General features: G+C 67.8%; 14 protein-coding genes. 7 read left to right on the top strand and 7 right to left on the bottom strand.

Features of this window, described 5'->3' with window-relative positions:
• Positions 1–52: 52 nt before the first annotated feature.
• From VIF40_RS05400 to VIF40_RS05390, 3 genes are all read left to right on the top strand, one after another.
• Positions 53–1,198, top strand: a complete 1,146-nt coding sequence (locus VIF40_RS05400) for a cobalt-precorrin-5B (C(1))-methyltransferase (RefSeq protein WP_331936497.1) — start codon at positions 53–55, stop codon at positions 1,196–1,198.
• Complete coding sequence (locus tag VIF40_RS05395; protein WP_331936496.1) at positions 1,195–2,640, top strand: MDR family MFS transporter; 1,446 nt, start codon at positions 1,195–1,197, stop codon at positions 2,638–2,640. Before VIF40_RS05400 ends, VIF40_RS05395 begins: the two co-directional genes overlap by 4 nt.
• A 149-nt stretch (positions 2,641–2,789) precedes the next feature.
• Entirely contained in the window at positions 2,790–3,197 is a 408-nt protein-coding gene (locus tag VIF40_RS05390; protein ID WP_331936495.1) for a hypothetical protein, read from the top strand.
• A 468-nt stretch (positions 3,198–3,665) separates the two neighbouring features.
• On the opposite strand, the gene VIF40_RS05385 is transcribed toward VIF40_RS05390, so the two are convergent.
• Positions 3,666–4,499: a molybdenum storage protein subunit alpha gene (locus VIF40_RS05385; RefSeq protein WP_331936494.1), complete on the bottom strand. Its 834-nt coding sequence runs from the start codon at positions 4,497–4,499 to the stop codon at positions 3,666–3,668.
• A gap of 9 nt (positions 4,500–4,508) precedes the next feature.
• Positions 4,509–5,321 (bottom strand): uridine kinase, encoded by an 813-nt coding sequence (locus tag VIF40_RS05380; protein WP_331936582.1) that lies wholly within the window; start codon positions 5,319–5,321, stop codon positions 4,509–4,511.
• A gap of 404 nt (positions 5,322–5,725) precedes the next feature.
• Here VIF40_RS05380 and VIF40_RS05375 point away from each other — a divergent pair, with 404 nt between their 5' ends.
• Complete coding sequence (locus VIF40_RS05375) at positions 5,726–7,582, top strand: alkaline phosphatase family protein (RefSeq protein WP_331936493.1); 1,857 nt, start codon at positions 5,726–5,728, stop codon at positions 7,580–7,582.
• A 137-nt stretch (positions 7,583–7,719) separates the two neighbouring features.
• On the opposite strand, the gene VIF40_RS05370 is transcribed toward VIF40_RS05375, so the two are convergent.
• Positions 7,720–8,124, bottom strand: a complete 405-nt coding sequence (locus VIF40_RS05370) for a hypothetical protein (protein ID WP_331936492.1) — start codon at positions 8,122–8,124, stop codon at positions 7,720–7,722.
• Between the two features lie 246 nt (positions 8,125–8,370).
• Entirely contained in the window at positions 8,371–9,504 is a 1,134-nt protein-coding gene (locus VIF40_RS05365; protein WP_331936491.1) for a DUF4424 family protein, read from the bottom strand.
• 162 nt (positions 9,505–9,666) lie between these two features.
• On the opposite strand from VIF40_RS05365, the gene VIF40_RS05360 reads away from it, so the two are divergent.
• Positions 9,667–10,164 carry a PAAR domain-containing protein gene (locus tag VIF40_RS05360; RefSeq protein ID WP_331936490.1) on the top strand — a complete coding sequence of 166 codons (498 nt, stop codon included), beginning with the start codon at positions 9,667–9,669 and terminating at the stop codon, positions 10,162–10,164.
• A gap of 4 nt (positions 10,165–10,168) precedes the next feature.
• Here VIF40_RS05360 and VIF40_RS05355 read toward each other — a convergent pair whose 3' ends face one another.
• Together VIF40_RS05355 and VIF40_RS05350 are read right to left on the bottom strand one after the other, a co-directional pair.
• Positions 10,169–10,831: a DUF4384 domain-containing protein gene (locus tag VIF40_RS05355; protein ID WP_331936489.1), complete on the bottom strand. Its 663-nt coding sequence runs from the start codon at positions 10,829–10,831 to the stop codon at positions 10,169–10,171.
• A gap of 15 nt (positions 10,832–10,846) precedes the next feature.
• Entirely contained in the window at positions 10,847–12,553 is a 1,707-nt protein-coding gene (locus VIF40_RS05350) for a caspase family protein (protein WP_331936488.1), read from the bottom strand.
• Between the two features lie 259 nt (positions 12,554–12,812).
• Between VIF40_RS05350 and VIF40_RS05345 the strand changes: the two genes are divergently transcribed.
• On the top strand, positions 12,813–14,447 hold the full coding sequence (locus tag VIF40_RS05345; RefSeq protein WP_331936487.1) for an FMN-binding glutamate synthase family protein: 1,635 nt from the start codon (positions 12,813–12,815) through the stop codon (positions 14,445–14,447).
• A gap of 143 nt (positions 14,448–14,590) precedes the next feature.
• A complete protein-coding gene (locus tag VIF40_RS05340) occupies positions 14,591–16,057 on the top strand; it encodes a class I SAM-dependent methyltransferase (RefSeq protein WP_331936486.1) in 1,467 nt (488 codons plus the stop codon).
• Between the two features lie 9 nt (positions 16,058–16,066).
• Here the strand turns inward: VIF40_RS05340 and VIF40_RS05335 are convergent, their stop codons facing one another.
• The gene (locus VIF40_RS05335; protein WP_331936485.1) at positions 16,067–18,880 is read right to left on the bottom strand and encodes a caspase family protein; all 2,814 of its coding nucleotides are present in this window, start codon (positions 18,878–18,880) and stop codon (positions 16,067–16,069) included.
• Between the last annotated feature and the right edge of the window lie 2 nt (positions 18,881–18,882).

The following is an 18,882-nucleotide window of genomic DNA, read 5'->3' as shown; positions in this document are numbered from 1 at the left end:
TCCAACTCGCGCGCAGTGTCGCGAGGGGAGAATGCGGTTTATGTGTCGCCCCATGACAGACGCGCCGCAAAGCCCGGACCCGCCGAAAAAGCCGCCGCTGCGCCGCGGCTGGACCACGGGCGCCTGCGCCACGGCGGCGACGCGGGCGGCCTTCGTCGCGCTCGTTTCCGGCGGCGAGCCGCCCGATCCGGTGGAGATCGGCCTGCCGGGCGGGAAGCGCGTCGCCTTCGCGCTGGCGAATTTCACGCGCGGCGCGGACTATGCCGAGGCCGGCGTGGTGAAGGACGCGGGCGACGATCCCGACGTGACCCATGGCGCGCTGATCCGCGCCCGCCTGCGCCACGCGCCGCCGGGCGCGGGGGTGAGCTTTGCGGCCGGGCCCGGCGTCGGCATGGTGACGCGCCCCGGCCTGCCGCTGCCGCCGGGCGAGCCGGCCATCAATCCCGTCCCCCGCGCCATGATGCGGCAGACGATCGAGGAGGCCGCCGCCGAGCTGGGCGTGACGCCCGACGCGGCAATCGAACTCTCCGTCGATCGAGGCGAGGCGCTCGCCCGCTCGACGCTCAACGGGCGGCTCGGCATCGTCGGCGGCCTCTCCATTCTCGGCACCACGGGAATCGTCGTGCCCTATTCCTGCTCCGCCTGGATCGACACCATCCACCGCGGGGTCGACGTCGCCCGCGCCTGCGGCCTGGACCATATCGCCGCCACCACCGGCTCCACCTCGGAAGAGGCGGTGCGCAAGCTCTACGGCCTGCCCGAGGAGGCGCTGATCGAGATGGGCGATTTCGCCGGCGGGTTGCTCAAATATCTGCGCCACCATACGGTTCCGCGGGTGACGATCGCCGGCGGCTTCGCCAAGCTGACCAAGCTCGCGCAGGGGCGGCTCGACCTCCATTCCGGCCGGTCCTCCGTCGATTTGGACGATCTCGCGGCGGCGGCCCGCGCCCTGGGCGCGAACGAGGCCGCCGGCGCCGCGATTCGAAACGCCAATAGCGCGCTCGAGGCGCTGGCGATCGCGCGCGCCGCAGGACTGGACCTCGCCGCGCCGATCGCGCGACGGGCCTTCGACGCCGCCGCCCGCGCACTCGCAAATCGCGCGACGGAGCTCGAGATCATCATCGTCGGCCGCGACGGCGCCATGCTCGCGCGCTCCGGCTTCCGTCCGGCGATTCGCGCAGAGGACCACCACGAGTGAACAAGCCCGCTTTGGAATTTTCGCGCGCCGATCTGAGCAGAGGCGAGATTTTGACGATCATGGTCGGGCTCGGCCTCGCCATGCTGCTCTCGGCGCTCGACCAGACCATCGTCGCCACCGCTCTGCCGACGATCGGCCAGGACCTCGGCGATTTCGCGCATCTGCCCTGGATCGTCACCGCCTATCTCGTCGCCGCCACCGCGGTGACGCCGCTCTATGGCAAGCTCGCCGATATTCATGGCGTGCGCGTGATGCTGCTCATCGGCATCTTCACTTTCGTGCTCGGCTCGATCGCCTGCGCTCTGTCGCCGAACATCACCGCGCTCGCCCTCGCGCGCGCCGTGCAGGGCATGGGCGGCGGCGGACTCATCGCGCTGGCGCAGACGATCATCGCCGATCTCGTCAGCGTGCGCGAGCGCGGCCGCGCGGTCGCCTATTTTTCCGTCGTCTTCGCCGGCGCCAGCGTCGGCGGCCCGATCCTCGGCGGCGTCTTCGCCGAATATCTGCATTGGTCGCTGATCTTCTGGATCAATGTGCCGCTCGGACTCGCGGCTTTCTTCATGAGCTATTTCAAGCTGGCGCAGCTGCCGCTGCGCCGCCATCCGCATCGCGTCGATATCGCAGGCGCGGCGCTGCTGGTCACCGCCTCGGTGGCGACGCTGGTGGCGCTCTCCTGGGGCGGCGTGCGCTATCCCTGGGGCTCGGCGCCGGTCCTGGGGCCGCTCGCCATCGCGCTCGCCGGCTGGGCGATCTACGCCTGGCGCACCAAGACGGCCGAGGAGCCGCTGATCCCGCTCGCCGTGCTCGCCGACGACGTCATCCGCAACGCCATTCTCTCCGGCGGCTTCGGCCTCGGAACCTTCGTCGCGCTGACGATGTTCATGCCGATCTATTTCGAGGGCGCGCTGCGCCTTTCGGCCGATCAGTCCGGCCTCGCGCTGATCCCGCTGACAGTCGCGACAGTGACCGGCGCGACGATCTCCGGCTGGCTGCTGGGCCATGTGCGCCATTACAAGACGGCGCCGCTCGTCGCTCTGGCCGCGGCTTTTCTCGCGCTGCTGGCGGCGCGGCAATTTCTCGCCGATCTGTCGCTCGCCGCGCTGGATGCGCTGCTGGCGATCGTCGGGCTCGGCGTCGGAACCATGCTGCCGGTGACGACGGTCTGCGTGCAGAGCGCGGCGCCGGGGCATAATCTCGGCACGGCGACGGCGGTGCTGCAATTCTTCCGGCAGCTCGGCGCCGCGCTGATCGTCGCCGTATTCGGCGCGATCGTCATCGGCGGCGGCCATGATGCGCTGGCGGCGAAAGCGGCGAGCGGCGCCGATATCGAAGCGCTGCGCGAGACGTTTCGCACGGCGTTTCTGGTGGGCGCGATGCTCATCGCCGTATGCTTCTTCTTCCTCGCGCGCATGGAGGAGAGGAATTTGCACGGGGAGGGGTGAGGGGGTTACGCTTGCGAGCCTGAACGCGCTGGACGACTTTTGCCGCCGCTATCCATTGAAAATCTGGACGCCTGGCGGCCGTTCAAAGAGTTCACGGGCAATTAAAATAGCCCTGTGCGGCTTTGCTGCCCTGTGGCAGACTTACAGCTATGACCCTTGATGACCTTGCTGCTTCGCTACCGAACGGATTTCACGACTCAGTGTTGAAGGTCGTCACGATTGACTATGTAAACCGCAAGGTGAAGCTTTCACTTGAAATCTGGATGGCCGACGGCGATGCGTCCTCGGCTGCTGATCGTGAACCATACAAGCAAGCAGAAGTGTCTCTGTCAGGTTTGTTTTTTTTGGTCTGCGAGCCGCCATGCACTGGCTACCCGTATGACGCTAAAGGCGAAGTCGTGATCGACATCGGGGCGGTCGAGACGCTTGCCACGCCGCCATCTCCGGCATTACCGTCCGCGCCCGAGGACTGCTTTGTCAGCTGGATATTCGTCAGGGCCTGGAATGCATTTATCTATGTCGCAGCTCACGATGCCAAACTGACATGGCTCGCCTAAACACTCGATGCAACTCATAAGGGCCGCTCTCATAGGGCAATCGGGTGAAGGGCAGCCACCCTCGCCCTCATGCTGAGGAGGCTCCGCAGGAGCCGTCTCGAAGCACGATGGCGAGCTCCAGAAGGCGGCGCATGAAGGCTTCCTCGTCCTTCGAGACGCCCGCTGCGCGGGCTCCTCAGGATGAGGAAACCCTCACACGATCGTTCTGGCCTCTCTCACAGCCCGACAGTGAACACAGCCGCGAAAACCGCCGTTCGTCTCTTACCCGTCATGCGTATGTCGCGAGCTCAATGGATGGATCAGTCGCAGCGCGACGAGAGTCGGAGCGCGTTCCATTCCGTCGGAATAGCGACGCCGCCTCGCAGATGCTCGACACTACCTTCCGCGTTCGTTCATAAGCGCCCGCTCGGCGCGGCGCCGGCAAAAGGCCGAGAGGCGCCCCCGCCCCCCTCGGCCTCCGCTTTTCCGTCAGCTGTTGCGCCGCGCGCCCGTATGCACGAGCGTGCCCACATGCTCGCCGCGCAGCGCGGCGGTAAGCCGGCCCGGGACCAGGCCGTTGACGATCTGCACGCGCTCTATGTGCCGCGCCGTCGCCATCACCTCGACCATTGCGCGGTCGAAGGGCAGCGGGCCCTTGTGCTCCGCCAGCTCGGCGGCGCTCGTCTCGCGGATGAGCTGCGCCGTCTCGCCGCCCGGCGCCTTGGGATCGGCCGTGTAGACGCCGTCCACATCCTCCACGATGGTGAGGCCGGCGGCGCCATAGGCGTCGGCGAGCAGAAAGGCGCCCGTGTCGCCCCGATGCGGCGGAATGCGCGCGCCGGGGAACTCATGGTGGTGATAGGGCGGGAAAGCGCTGCCCACCACGGCGCGGGTCGCGGTGAGATGGATCGCCAGCTGCGTGGCGATCGTCGGATGCTCGACATAGGAGACGCCCTCCGGCGCCAGCAGCGAGGCCAGTATATGGCCGTTCTGCCCGGCCTCGCTCGCCGCCAGCGGCGCCAGCGAGCCCACCGGCAGGCCGAGATCGAGCCCGACGCCAAAGACATGGCGGGCGCGCACGCCGGCTCCGGTGAGGATGAGCAGACGATGCTCGGGCAGGAGCTTGCGGATCTCGTCGACGATCGGAATGATCGCATCGGCGCCGCGATCCATGATGGAGCGGCCGCCGATCTTCACCACCTGCAGCCAGGGGAGCAGGCGGATCGGCCGCCGGCCGGCGACGGGACGCGTGAGATCGCCGTCGAGCAGAGTCTGGCGCGCGAGCGGCGAGGCGACGTGCTTGATGCTGTCGGTTTTGGTCATGACGAAATCTCAGCTCGCGGTGATGATGGTGCCGACATGCTCGCCGGCCAGGGCGCGGGTCAGATTGCCCGGGACGAGGCCGTTGACGACCTGCACCTCGCGGATGTGACGCGCCGATTTCATGAGATCGAGCAGCGGGAATTCGAGGATCGAATCATGCAGCCCCTTCGCCTTCATCTCGTCGACGGAAATCTTCGGGATGAATTTCGCGTCCTTCGCCGTCTTGGGATTGGCGGTGAAGAGACCCTGCTCGTCCTTGACGAAGATCATCGCCTTGCAGCCGAATTGCTCGGCGACGAGGAAGCAGCCGGCGTCGGTGCGATAGGGCGGAATGACGCCCTCGGCCGCCGGGCGCATCCAGAGATTATACGGCGGCATGCCGCTGAACACGACGGCGTTCACCTCGGCGAGATAGAGCGGCACAGCCGAGAGGCCGGCGCCGTCCACAGCGGAGATGCCGTGCTTGGCGAGCAGCTGCCCCAGCATGGCGGCGTTCTGATCGGCGACCGAGGCGCCGAGCTGCGAGAGCACGCCCGCCGGCAGGCCGAGCCCCGCCGCTATGGAATAGAGGTGGCGCGCCCGCGTGCCCGCGCCGGTGCCGATCAGCATCTTGTGGATCTTGCGCGCGGCGACGATCTCCTCCACCAGCGGATAGACCGCCGCGCGACCGCGATCGATGACGCTCTGGCCGCCGATCTTGATCACTGTCGCATCCGGCAGGATGCGGAAGTCCGCCGCCGTCTCCGCTGCGGCGAGAAGCTCCGCATCGGTCAATGATCGCTGCATGAGGAGCGCCTCGAGCTCCGCTGTCGTATTGGCCATCAGGACGCCTTTCGTCATTTCGCCTTGTCGATCCATGGTCGTTGGTCTGCGTACAACTCGCGGGACTCGCTCGCAATATGCGAAAACGGCGCGCGTTGGACCAAAACACGCGCCAAAAATGCGCATCTTCCACTCGGCCGGAAAAAACGACGAAAAACGCGCAATTCGTTCGCTTCCAGCTAGTCGTGCGATCGGCTTCGTCAAGGATGCGACACAGGCGCGCGCCCTGTCGCATCGTCGCGCCACGCGCGCGAGAGCGAGAGATTCGTCGCGGTCACGAGAGCTTCATTCGGCCGCCATCACGCTGAGATCGGCCGTCTCTAGTTTCGCTCACGGCGAGGCGCGCGACGATCGAGCGTCCACCGCTTTGGAATCGACGCTTCTTTTCGAGCTCGAGGGCGACCATGACAATTCGATTGCTTATAAAAACCGCCTGCCTCGCGACGACGGCGCTCACCGCGACGGCGATCGCGACCGCGCATGCCGACCCGGCGACGCATACGCCGATCAAGCATGTCATCATCATCGTGGGTGAGAACCGCACCTTCGACAATCTGTTCGGCGGCTATCAGCCCGTCGCCGGCCAGAGCGTCGACAATCTGCTGAGCAGAGGAATCATCAAGGCCGACGGAACGCCGGGCGCGCATTTCGCCAAGGCCGCGCAGAACATCGGCTCCGATCTCTATCATTATGACGTCGTGACGCCTTCGACCGGCGCCTACGCCACGCTGCCGCAGCCCTACACCACTTATGCGGCGGGCGTTCCCCAGGGCGTGCCGGACACGCGCTTCCCGACCGATCTGCCCAATGGGCCCTATCAGATCAGCAAATATGTGCCCTACGCCGCCTATACCGGCGACCCCGTGCATCGCTTCTTCCAGATGTGGCAGCAGTGGGACGGCGGCAAGCTCGACAAGTTCGTCTGGGTCGAGAAGACCATCGCCACCGGCTCCAACGGCAATCCGCCCGCCGGCTTCGATCCCAAGGAGGGCGCGATCTCCATGGGCTTCTTCAACATGAACGCCTATACGGATTCGCATGGCGCCGCTCAGACCGGCGACGCGCCCTATTTCAAATCGCTCGCCGACAGCTTCGCGATCAGCGACAATTATCATCAGGCGGTGATGGGCGGCACGGGCGCCAATTTCCAGGCGATCGTCACCGGCCATGCGGCCTTCTACACCAATCCGACGACCCTCGACGGCGCGCCGGCGACGCCGCCGACCAATCAGATCGAGAACCCGGATCCGGTCAGTGGCACGAATAATTATTATACGCAGGACGGCTATAGCGGCGGCTCCTATGTGAACTGCCATGATCTGTCGCAGCCGGGCGTCGCGGCGGTCGACCAGCAGCTGCGCAGCCACGGGACGCTCGATCGCAAATGCGCGCCGGGACACTATTATCTCGTCAACAACTACAACATGTATTGGAACCAGACGCCGTCGGCGACGCGCACGCTCGGCGCCGCCAGCTTCACCCTGCCGCCGCAGAAGGCCTCGACCATCGTCGACGTGCTCAGCGCGCATGGCGTGTCGTGGAAATATTACAGCTCCGACCGCGGCGACGATCCGACCGTCTTCGCCAATTCGGTCGACGGCGTGAATTTCCCCGTCACGGGCGGCCAGCCGTTCCACTCCTATTGCGGCATTTGCGATCCGCTCACCGGCTATCTCCAGGTGATGACGACGGGCGAATACGCCAAGCTGCAAAACTACGGCGCCTTCATCAAGGATCTGACCGACGGCACGCTGCCCGCCGTGTCCTTCGTGCGTCCCTTCGAGGCCTTCGCCGCGCATCCGGCGGATTCGACCAGCCATCTCTACGAGCAGTTCCTGCAGACGCTGATCGCGCGCGTGCAGGGCTCCTCCGAGTGGAGCTCGACGGCGATCTTCATCACCACCGACGAAGGCGGCGGCTATTACGACTCGGGCTATATCCAGCCGGTGGACTTCTTCGGCGACGGCACGCGCATTCCGCTCATCGTGGTCTCGCCCTACGCCAAGAAGGGCTATGTCGACCACACCTATTACGACCATGTCTCGCTGCTGAAATTCATCGAGCGGAACTGGAAGCTGCCGACGGTGTCGCATCTGAGCCGCGACAATCTGCCGAACCCGATCCCGTCGCACGAGAATCCCTATATTCCCGCCAATCGGCCGGCGATCGGCGATCTGGTGAATCTCTTCGTCTTCTCCGATCACGACGACGATCATGATCACGATCACGATCATCACCACGATAGAGACGGCGATCGCTGACGCGGAAGCGGAGCCATGAGAACAGGGCCGCGTCCGAAAGGCGCGGCCCTTTTTCATTCATTCTCTGAAACGAAACGAAAAGGCCGCGCCTCTCGGGGCGCGGCCGTTTCAATCGACGAGGGAAACCGTGTCTTCGCTCAGAAGCCGACGCCCACCAGCACGAAGCGGGGGCAGGTGATCGCCTCGCAACGCCGCGGCGCGGGACGCAGCGCCTCCACCACCGGCGTGGGAAGGATCGGCGCGCGCGCCTCGATGCGGCGGCGCGGCGGATGCGAATGATGTGCGAGCGCGCCCGGCCGCCGGGCGGCATGGCAAATCTTGTGGCGGGCGACGGCCGGCTTGGGCCGCGTGACCAGCGAACGCTCCACGATGGGCGGAAGCGGAGCAGTCTCGACGACAGGGCCGAGCTCGGAGGCGCCGACATCGAGCTGGGCGACGGACGTGGGGGCGACAGTCGGGTCCGCCGGCGTCACGGCGGCCGATTCGAGCGCCAGCGCGGAGAAAGAAAAGCAAGTGGCGAACATCGCCGCAGCAAGCCGCATGGCCTCATCCTTTCGTCATTGAAGTCGTCGCCTCGGGCGTTCCCCGCCCCGGCCGTCGAAATCCGATAAACCACACGCGCTAAAAACCGCGCCGATATTACGACGCCGAAGCTCTTTCAAAAACGTTCACGCGCTCGCAAAAGCGTTCACGCTCTCGAATGCGTGGCACATTAGACGATTTGGGCGGTCTTGGCCAGCAGGCGGTCTTGGCCAGCACGGGGTCCTGGCCAGCAGGGGCCGCCCCGCTCAGTCCTTGGGGCCGAGGAGGAGCACGCGCAGCAGGCCCGTGGGACGAAAATCGACGGCCCGCATCTCGAAGGCGGTGGGGGAGATTTTCTTCAGATCGACGAGGCAGAAGCTGACGAGGCGCGTCGGCTTTCCCTTGTCCACGACGAGGCGGAACTGGCGCACCGGCGCCGTCGGCGCGCCGGCCCCGAGATCGAAGGAGATACGACGCTCCTGTAGATCGGCGACATTGGCCTCCGGGAACATACGGATCATCGGCGGCTTCTTGGCGGCGTCGGTCGCGGCGGCCTCCGGCGCGACGGCGTCCGGGGCGGGAGCGACGACTTCCTGCGCCGCCGCGCGACGCGCCGCGGCGGTCGAGACGATCTTATCGACGCCCGCGAGAAAGCTGCGATCGAGACAATAATCGGCGCGGCGGCGCTCCACCTCCGACGCCAGCTCCTTGGAGGAGCGCAAAGGCTCGCGCAGCACGCTGTCGCGCGCGAGACCGAGGCTCGTGCGAAAACGATACTCCAGCTGGGCGCTCTGCCCGGGCGCGAGCTCCAGCGCCCGCGACGCCGCGCCGCGAACCGACCAGCGCGGCGCATAAATGGGGTTTCCCGCCGGATCGGTCCCATTCTCGACGATGAGCTCATCCTTGACGAGACGCGCGCGCGCATCCGCGGTCAGGCCGGCGAGCCTGGCGTGAAACAGGCCCACCGGAACGAGCGGAAGGCCGCTGCGGCGCAGGGCGGCCGTCACATCCTTGCCATCGACGACGGCGCTCTGCGAGACGGAGAGCGGCGCGGGCTTTTGATCGATGGTCGCGGCGAGGCCGACGTAATTCACCGGGTCCGAGCCCGGAATGGACCATGCCGCATCGGGATCGGAAAAATCGATCTCGGGAAGCGGGACGGTCACAGTGGCGCGCGCCGGCGCCGCCGTCGGATTGACGATCCGATATTTGAGCACGCTATTCTGCGGGCCGAGCGTGAGCTCCATCGTCTCGACGACCAGCCCGGCCGCCTCGAGCCCGGCGAGCTCCGGCCCGCGATGGACCAGCTCCTGAAGCGTTTCCTCCGCCCGCGCCCCATACGAGCCGAGCGCAAGAATCGCCGCCGCCAATCGGGCGCTCCAGGGCAAGAGAAAACTCATCGAAAGCCGCCTTTCGTTGCGCGTCGCGCGACGCCTGCAATGGCGGCGAGACTATCGTCTCCCGCGCGAAAGCGATATGGGCGCGCGCACAGCGCGGTTGACCTCGATGGCTTATGCAATAGGCTGACAGTCGCTATTCGAGATCATCGGAGGAGAAGACATATGGGCCGGCCAGCAGCGCGAGTGACCGATCCCGTGGCGCATCCTCTGCCGCCAGTGCTGACGCCCGGCCCCGGCAGCTTCAATGTGTTCATCGGCCAATTGCCGGCCTGGCGCGGCGTCGGCGGCGCGGCCGCGGCGGCGATCCAATCGGCGAAATCGGTTTCCGACACGACGATCCAGGTCGCCGAGGCGGCGACGCTCGCCGCCGCCGGCACGCCGGGCGCTCCCGCCGCCAAGGCCGCCGAGGAGGCGACCAAAGCCGCGGCGGCCGCCAGCATGGGATCGATGATCAGCGGAGCCGCCGGCGGGGCCGACATTCACATATGCGCGACGCCGCTGCCGATTCCGCCGCATGGGCCGGGCGTGGTGGTGGACGGCTCCATGACCGTCTTCATCAACGGCCTGCCCGCCTGCCGTCAGGGCGACACCATCGTCGAGGCCGTCGGCCCGCCCAACAAGATCACCATGGGCCTGCCGACGGTGTTCATCGGCGGCTAGATTTTCATCTGATCCCATAGAATTTCGTCGCGAAGGACCATTTCGGCGCGCGCGTCGGATGCTCGCCCTCGGCCGGCAGAATCTGCAACATGCGCGTCGAATCCTTCACGAAATCGACGGCCTCGGACTGGCCGGCGAGCGCCGCCGGCACATCCGGCAAATCGACGATCTGCAACGGCGTGTCGCTCAATATCGCGACCACCATGCCGACGCCCGTCGGCGGCGAGGCGACGAAGCGATAGGCCGCCTTGCCGCCCGCCTCCGGCAGCGTCATCGACTGGCCGGCTTTGAGGAAATTGGCTTTCTCGTCGACGCCCGCCGGATCGGCCAGCGTCACCATGTTCGGAAAGATCTGCGCCAGCTTTCCCTGCGCGTCGACGTCGACCAGAATGACATAGCCCGATTTCTCCGCCGTCACGCGAAAGCTCATCGGCGCGCCGAGCGCGAACTCCTCCTGCGGCAGCACGTCGATCCGCACGCCGGAGCCGGCGCCCGAGCCCCCGCCTTTGCCCGGCGGCTTGGGAATCGCCGGCGCTGGCGTCTGCGGCGCCGGCGCCTCGGCGGCCGGCTCGTCGAGAATGCGCACCGAGCGGGTCGCGTCCTGCGGCGCGGCGAGGACGGCGCCGGAAACGCAGCAGAGCAAGCCGAGACAAAGACGCCGCATCATTTTCTCGCCTCCTGCTCAGCGTGTCGTGACAATGGCGACGGCGCCGAGCTGCGCGTCGCCGCTGGCGAATTGCGCGATAATGTCGACGACCTTGGCGGGATCGCGCAAGCGATCGAGCTGCCGCAGCGCCGTCTCGAGCTGCGGCATGGCCCGCGTCGAGGCGATGGCCACGATCTGATCGGCGCCGAAGGGCTCGCCCGCGACGACTGTCAGCCGATACTCCGACGATTGCACGACGGGCGGGTCCGTGGGCAGCGGATAGAGCAATTGCAGCACGCCGTCGCCGGTGAGATCGAACAGCAGGAGATTGCGCCCCGCGACTCCGCCGATCACGATCTCGACGCGCTGGCCCTTGCGATGCAGCCCCTCCGGCGAGACGCGCATCGGCAGCGGCCCTTTGCCGGCGACGAGCTTCAGCCAGCGCACCGTCGCCGCGCGATCGATGAGAACGTCGAGCTCATGCGCATCGACATTATGCGCGAGCACGTCGCCGCCGGCGAGCGCATCGCGGCTCGCCGCGTCCCAGACGATATCGGCCGCCGCATCGGCGCCGACGAGGACGAAAGGCGCATGCGCGCCCGCCCCCATTCCGCGCTCCGCCGCGGCGCCCCGCACGGCGAGGCGGATCGGCTCCTTGGGCCGGGGCGGCAGCGCGGCGGGCTTTGCCGGCGGCAGGCTCTGGCCCGGCCCGATCGCCATGGATTTGGGCGTCAGCGGGGTGATCGTCAGCCCGCCGCCCGCAGGCGCGGAATCCTCCTCCTCGCCGGCCGGCGGCGCGCCCACCGCCTGCACGCCAACGCCGCGGCCGAGCGGCGCCGCATGCTGCGCGATCACATCTTTCGATGCGTCGAGCGCGCGCGGACGAAGGGCGACGATCGCCTGTCGCTGGTCGCTGAGCTGATAGGTGAATTGCCGCACATAGGCGATCAGCTCCTCCGTCGTGACGCGCCCATCGCCATCGGCGTCCCCCGCGCCCTCGAGCGCGCGCGCCACGGCGTAGCTCAGCGCGCCGCGATAGCCGGCGCCCGCGATCTCGACCTCCGGCGCCTTCGACCGCGGGTCGGCGGCCTCGAGCACGACCGAGCGTTCGAAATCGCGCCGCGCGCGCGCAGAGTCCTCGCCCGTCGCGATCGGTCTGTCGCTCAGCGAGCGATAGACGAGCGCGGCCGCGCGCGGATCGACCGCGCGCGAGAGGCCGACGCCGAAGGACGCGTCGGCGACCAAGAAGACGCGCGCGCCTTTCGTCTCGGCGGCGTCGATAAATCGATCCAACTCCGCGCGCGGGATTTTTTCGCCGCTCTTGCGCGCATCCCGCCGATCGTATTTCGGCAGCAGAAAGGCGGGCTCGTCATGCTCCGCGCCTTTCGCCTGTCCCGGCTCCAGCGCGCCATAGCCGGCGAGCGTCAAAAAAATCGTATCGCCCTTTTGCGCCCGCGCGAGCAAAGCTTCCATCGCGCGCGACACCGCCGCGCGATCGACCGACGAATCGACGAGAACCGCCAGGTCGCGCGCGCCGCGCCCGCGCAAAACCGCCTCGAGGTCGCGCGCATCGGCCACGGCGCCGCGCAATGGCGGCGCATGCTCATAGCGATCGACGCCGATGACGATGGCGCGCGTCTCCGCCGCGACGGCGAGAGCCGGAACGGCGAGCACAGCGCAACAGATCGCGAGCGCCGCGCGGCGCCGCGGGTAAGCCGCCGAAAGAACGGGAAAAGCGATCATGCGCGCGAAGGATCTCGAATAATGCAAAATGCCGGAACAGAGCGACGAGCCTATCATTCGCCCCGCGACCCCGGCAAGCCGGAGCGTGGGCCGACGGCGGGCGATCGGGTGAAGCGCGATCACCCTCGCCCTCGCGGGCCGAGCGTGATCGTTGCAAAAACATGGCGGATGTGAAAGCTCTCGACGCATTCGCGCGGCCGTCCCGGAAAAGCCGTCGCGGCGCGGTTCGGCTGTCATATTCCCGGAGGAGAATACGATCATGCTCCGCCTGCTCATTCTCCCCTTCACGCCGCGCTTCGTCGCGCTCACCGTCAGCGTCGCCGGCTTTCTCGCCAGCGCCGCCGCCGCGCGCGGCGATTGGTCGAGCCCTTTTTTCCTGGCGACGCTCGTCTTCGGCGCCCTCTGCGCGCTCGGGCTTCATGATCTCTATCAGCGCGAGCATGCGATATTGCGCGCCTATCCCATCTCCGCGCATCTGCGTTTCCTGCTCGAGGACATAAGACCGGAGCTGCGGCAATATTTCTTCGAGGACAATAAGGACGGCCGTCCGTTCAGCCGCGACACGCGCGCCATCGTCTATCAACGCGCCAAGATGAACATCGACAAGCGGCCCTTCGGCACGGAGATCGACGTCTATGAGGAGGGCTTCGAATGGCTGCGTCACTCGATCGCGGCGCGGCCCGTCTCGCATGAGCAATTCCGCACGCGCGTCGGCGCCGCGCGCTGCGCGCTCCCTTACGACATCTCGCTGCTGAATGTTTCGGCGATGAGCTTCGGCGCCTTGAGCGGCAACGCCATACGCGCGCTCAATCTCGGCGCGCGCAAAGGCGAGTTCGCGCAGGATACGGGCGAAGGCGGCTTCAGCCCCTATCACCGGGAGAGCGGCGGCGACATCGTCTGGCAGATCGCCTCCGGCTATTTCGGCTGCCGCACGCGCGCGGGGGCTTTCGACCCCGAGACATTCGCCGAGATCGCCGCGAGCGATCAGATCAAGATGATCGAGGTGAAATTGAGCCAGGGCGCCAAGCCCGGCCATGGCGGCGTGCTGCCGGCGTCGAAAGTGAGCGCGGAGATCGCGCAGATTCGTGGCGTGCCCATGGGCGAGGATTGCGTGTCGCCTTCGGCGCATTCGGCCTTTTCGACGCCGATCGAGCTGCTGCTGTTTTTGGCGCGGCTGCGTGAGCTGTCGGGCGGCAAGCCGGTCGGCTTCAAGTTCTGCGTCGGCCAGCCGTGGGAGTTTCTCGCCATTTGCAAGGCGATGCTGGAGACGGGGATTCATCCCGATTTCATCGTCGTCGACGGCAAGGAGGGCGGCACCGGCTCGGCGCCGCTCGAATTCATGGATCATATCGGCATGCCGATGCGCGACGGCCTCTCTTTCGTGCATCACGCGCTGATCGGCGTCGGCCTGCGCGAGACGATCCGCATCGGCGCCGCCGGCAAGATCGCCACCGGCTTCGACATGGCGCGCGCTCTCGCGCTCGGCGCGGATTGGTGCAATAGCGGGCGCGGCTTCATGTTCGCGCTCGGCTGCATTCAATCCCTGTCCTGCCATACGGATCGCTGCCCGACCGGCGTCGCCACGCAAGACGCCTCGCGCGCCCGCGCGCTGGTGGTCGCCGACAAGGCGGAGCGCGTGCGCAATTTCCATCGCGCGACGCTCATCGCCCTCGCCGAGCTGGCCGCCGCGGCGGGTCTCGACCATCCGAGCCAATTCGCGCCCGAGCATTTTTGTCGCCGCATTTCCCCGCATGAAGCGGCGAGCTTCGCCGAGCTCTATCCGGCGCCGGCGCCGGGCGCTTTTCTCGCCGGCGAGATCGACGCGCGCTTCGCCGACGCATGGCGCCGCGCGCGCGGCGATTCGTTTCGTCCGGCGCAGCACGCGACGGCCTGACGCGACGGCTCGACGCGCCAGCTCGACGCGCCAGCTCGACGCGCCTTGCCAGAGCGCGGGAATTCATCGAGGATCGGCGGCATAAGAGCATCGATAGGAAGCCGCGCGCATTTTCGCGAGCGCCGATATTGCGAGCCATTCCCATGAGCAATGTCTATGACGAGCAAGACTATCCTTACGCGGTCCGCCATTGGACGCATCCGACGCAGCTCGGCGCCCTCGCGCAATTGATGGGGCGCGCCGCCGCGCCCTTCCAGAGCTGCAACCTGTTGGAGATCGGCGCCGGCGACGGCGTCAATCTCGCCAGCATGGCGATCGGCGCGCCGCGCGCGCAATTCGTCGGCGTCGATCTCTCCGAGCGCGCCGTCGCCGCCGGCCGCGAGCTGATCGCGGCGGCCGGCGTCGGCAATCTTCGGCTCGAATGCGCCGATCTGCGCGATTTCGACGCGCCGGCGGGCTCCTTCGATTATATCATCGCGCATGGCGTCTACGCTTGGGCGCCGAAGGATGTGCAAGACGCGCTGCTGGCGCTGTGCGGCCGGCTGCTGTCGCCGCGCGGCGTCGCCATGATCAGCTATAATGCGCTGCCCGGATGCCGGCTGCGCCAGGGCGTGCGCGACCTGCTGCTCGCGGCCGTCGCCGGCGTCGAGGAGCCCGAGCGCAAGATCGCGGCGGCGCGCGCGGCGGCGGGCTTCTACGCCGAGCAATGGTCGGCGAGCGACAACGCCTTTCGCAAGGCGCTCGAGATGGAGACACGCGATTGGCTCGGGCGGCCGGACGGGCTCATCTTCCATGACGAGCTCGGCGAGATCTACGATCCGCAGCTCTTCTCCGACGTCGTCCGCAAGGCGCGCGCGCAGGGGCTCGATTATCTTTGCGACAATGATCCCGCGCTCGTCGAGCACGCGCTGTGGGAGAGCGAGCTGTGGCGCAAATCGCTGCCGCTCACCGGCGGCGATCAGATCGCCTATGAGCAGACGCTCGATTTCGTCGAGACGCGGTTTTTTCGTCGCAGCCTGTTCTGCCGCGCCGGAGCGCCGCTGGAGCGCCGCTTTTCGCCCGAGCGTCTTTCCGGCCTCTGTCTCGAGGCGCCGCTCGAGCCTTTCGTGGACGCCAGCGTCGGCGAGGGCGAGTTCGCCTTCAAGACCGCGGGCCGCGGCGAGGTCTCGACGCGCGATCCGGCTTTCGCCGCGGCCATGCGGAGGCTCGGCGAGGCCTATCCGCGCGCGCTCCCCATAGACGAGATCGCCGCCGAGGCGCCGGCGCGGGCGGCGCTGCTGCGGCTCTACGCCGGCAATATGGCGCGGCTGGCGACGGAGCCTTTTCCCGTCGGCCGCGACGCCGGCGAAACGCCTTTCGCCAATCCGCTGGCGCGCGCCCAGGCGCGGCTCGGGCTCGGCTCGGTGACGAGCTATCGGCATTCGCAAGTGTCGCTGGAAGGCGACGACACACGCCATTTTCTGGCGCTGCTCGATGGAACGCGGACGATCGACGCGCTCGTCGACGCAATGTCCGGGAGCGCGTCCGGGACGGGCGACACGCGCGCGAAGGTGGAGGCGGCGCTCGCGACCTTCGCGCTGTGGGGGCTGACCCGCAGTCCCGCCGCCTGAACGCGGTTTTCAGAAGCCCGGATTATGCGACCATGAGAGCGGCTTCGCCGCCATCGGCGCAGGCGCGGCGGCCTGGACCGGCGGGGCCGAACGCGCCGGACGGGCCATTTGCGCCGGACGCGCGGCCGGGGCCCGCTCGCGCGCGTGACGCGGGGCGACCGGCTCCACGATCGCATGGCGCTTGCCGCCGCGCGCCGGCCGCTCGTCATCCTCGTCGTGGCGACGGGCGGTGGCGGGCTTGGCCGCCTTGACGGTCGGAGCCGCCTCTTCCCGGACCGCATCCTTGACCGGCGCTTCCGCGGGCTTGGCGGCCACCGGAGCGGACTGCTGCGGGCAGACGATCTCGGTCTGGCTCTGCAGCTCGGCGACGAATTCATCCGTCAGCCGGCTCGGCGCGGCGACGCCCTTCTTGCTCGCATAGGCGGCGACGGCGGATTTGGTCGGCTCGTCGAGCTTGCCATTGGCGACGGCCGCATAGCAGCCCAGCGTCTTCAATTGCGTCTGCGCCGCGCGCACGCGCGTCTCGACGCCGGCGAGCGCTTTGTCGAGATCGCCGCGCGCATCGGCGCAGGAGAATTTGCGGCTATGCAGCGCGCCGAGCCGATGCTGCGCGTCGAAGCCCGCCGCGTCGATATCGGCGACGCTCTTGCGATCGGCGGCGCAGGCGCCTTCGAGCTCGGCGATCTTGCGGCCGGCGTCGGCGCGCGCCGCATCGCAGCTCATGCCGGCGAGGGCGGCGCGCAGGCCGGCGAGATCGCCGGATTTGCCGTCCAGCGCCTTGCGATCGGCGTCGCAGCTCTCCTTGGCGAGGCGCTGCTTCTTCTCGAGCTCCATCGCCAGCGCCTTGCCGTCCTTGCGCGCATCCTCGCAGGTCGTCGCCAGCACGGCGGCGCGCAGAGCGATGAGGTCGTCGGATTTGGATCGGAGCGTCTTGCGCTCGGCGTCGCAGGTCTGACGCGCGAGATGCTCCTGCTCCTCGAGCTTGGCGAGGCGGGCCTTGGCGTCGTCGCGCGCCGCGTCGCATTTCAGGCCGAGCGAGGCGGCGCGCAGCCGCGCGAGGTCGCCGCCCATGCCGGCGACGGTCTTGCGCTCGGCGTCGCAGCTCTGCCCTTCGACGCGGAGCGCCTTGCTCTCCAGCTCGGCGACCAGCAGATTGGCGTCGTTGCGCACCGCCTCGCAGCGCATTTTGGCGGCGGCGGATTTCAGCGCGGCGACATCGCTCACGCCGGCGGCGCCCAGCGCCTTGCGGTCGACGTCGCAAATGTCGCGCTCGCGGCGCTCCTTCTCCTCGAGGCGGGCGAGCACGAAGCGCGCGCCGTCCAGCGCGGCGGCGCAGCTCATGCGGCCGACGGCGGCGCGCATGGCGGCAAGATCGCTCGGATCGACGGCGGCGAAAGTCTTGCGCTCCGCGTCGCAGGTCTCGCGCTCGCGCTGCTCCTTCGCCTCCAGCGCCGCGACGAGAGGCTTGGCCTCCTCGATCGCCGCGCGGCAGGCGAGGCGGCTGGAGACGGCGCGCAGCCCGAAAAGATCGTCACGCGCGAGCGAATGCAGCGCCGCGAGATCCGCGTTGCAGGTCTCGCGCTCGCGCGCCTCCTTCGCCTCGAGCCGGGCGACGAGATCGCCGGCGCGGCGGCGAACGTCCGGGCAGCTCATCTTCGCGGCGGCGGCGCGAAGGCCGGCGAGGTTCTCCTCGCCGAGAGCGCTCAGCGCCTTATTGTCGGTCTCGCAGCTCGCCAGCGCGCGACGCTCTTTCTCCTCCGCCTTGGCGACGAGCGATTCGGCGCCCTTGCGCGCGGCGTCGCAGGAGAAGCGCCCGGCCGCGGCGCGCAGGCGCGAAAGATCGTCGGGACCGATCGCGTCGAGCTCCTTCTGCTCGGCGTTGCAGCGCTGCACGCTGTCGAAGAGATCGAGACGCAGCTGCGCGTCGCGGGCGCGGGGCGAGGTCGGATAGAGCGTCACGACGCTCCGAAAATCGGCGGGCTCCTGCGATTTGGAGGCCTTCTGCCACGCCCGCTCGGCCATTTCGTCCGGGCTGAGGAAATAAAAATCGCCATAGATGCGGCTGGAGATTTCCGGCGACTGCTTGCCCTTGGTCGTGCGCGCGACATCGTCGCTGACGAGATTGAACAGGCGGCGGATCTCGACCTCCGGCGCTTTCAGATTCTTGAGAAGCGCCTCGGCGAAGGGGCTGTTGCGGCCCGAGCCGTCGAGCGCCACCTCGTGCGGCGCGGCCGCATAGGCGACGAGAATGCCCTTGGCGCCCTTGTTGACCGCGACGGCCATCCGCTCGAGGCCGCGCGGCAGCATGCCGCCGTCGGCCGAGCGCGAGGCGGTGACGAGACTGTCGAAAGGATTGTTGCGGCAGGCGTCCAGGATGAGAATATTGACGCCGGCGGATTTGGAGAGCGCCAGCCGCACGCGGTCCATGTCCAGCGCCTTGAACTCGACGTCGGCGACGTCCTTCACGGCGATGTCGGTCGGCAGCAGATAATTCTTGCCCTCGTTCTGCACGCCGTGGCCGGCGTAATAGAAGAGAGCCACATCGGCGCCGGCGGCCTTGCGCGAGAAATCGGCGAGCGCGCCGTCGAGCTGGTCCTTGCGGGCGTTGACGAGCGCGATCACCTCGAAGCCGAGGTCCTTCTGCAGCGTCTCGGCGACGTCCCTGGCGTCATTGACCGGATTTTTGAGCTTGGCGATATGGTCGTATTCGGCGTTGCCGAGCACGAGAGCGACACGGCGCTCGGCGAAGGCGGGAGACGCGACGGCGACCGCGAGAACGAGGCTCGCGAGGGCAAGGACGAAATTTTTCCAATGCTTCGTCATAT

The sequence above is a fragment of the Methylosinus sp. genome, assembly GCF_036560965.1.
GTDB lineage: Bacteria > Pseudomonadota > Alphaproteobacteria > Rhizobiales > Beijerinckiaceae > Methylosinus.
This window is presented reverse-complemented; position numbering and strand designations above follow the sequence as displayed.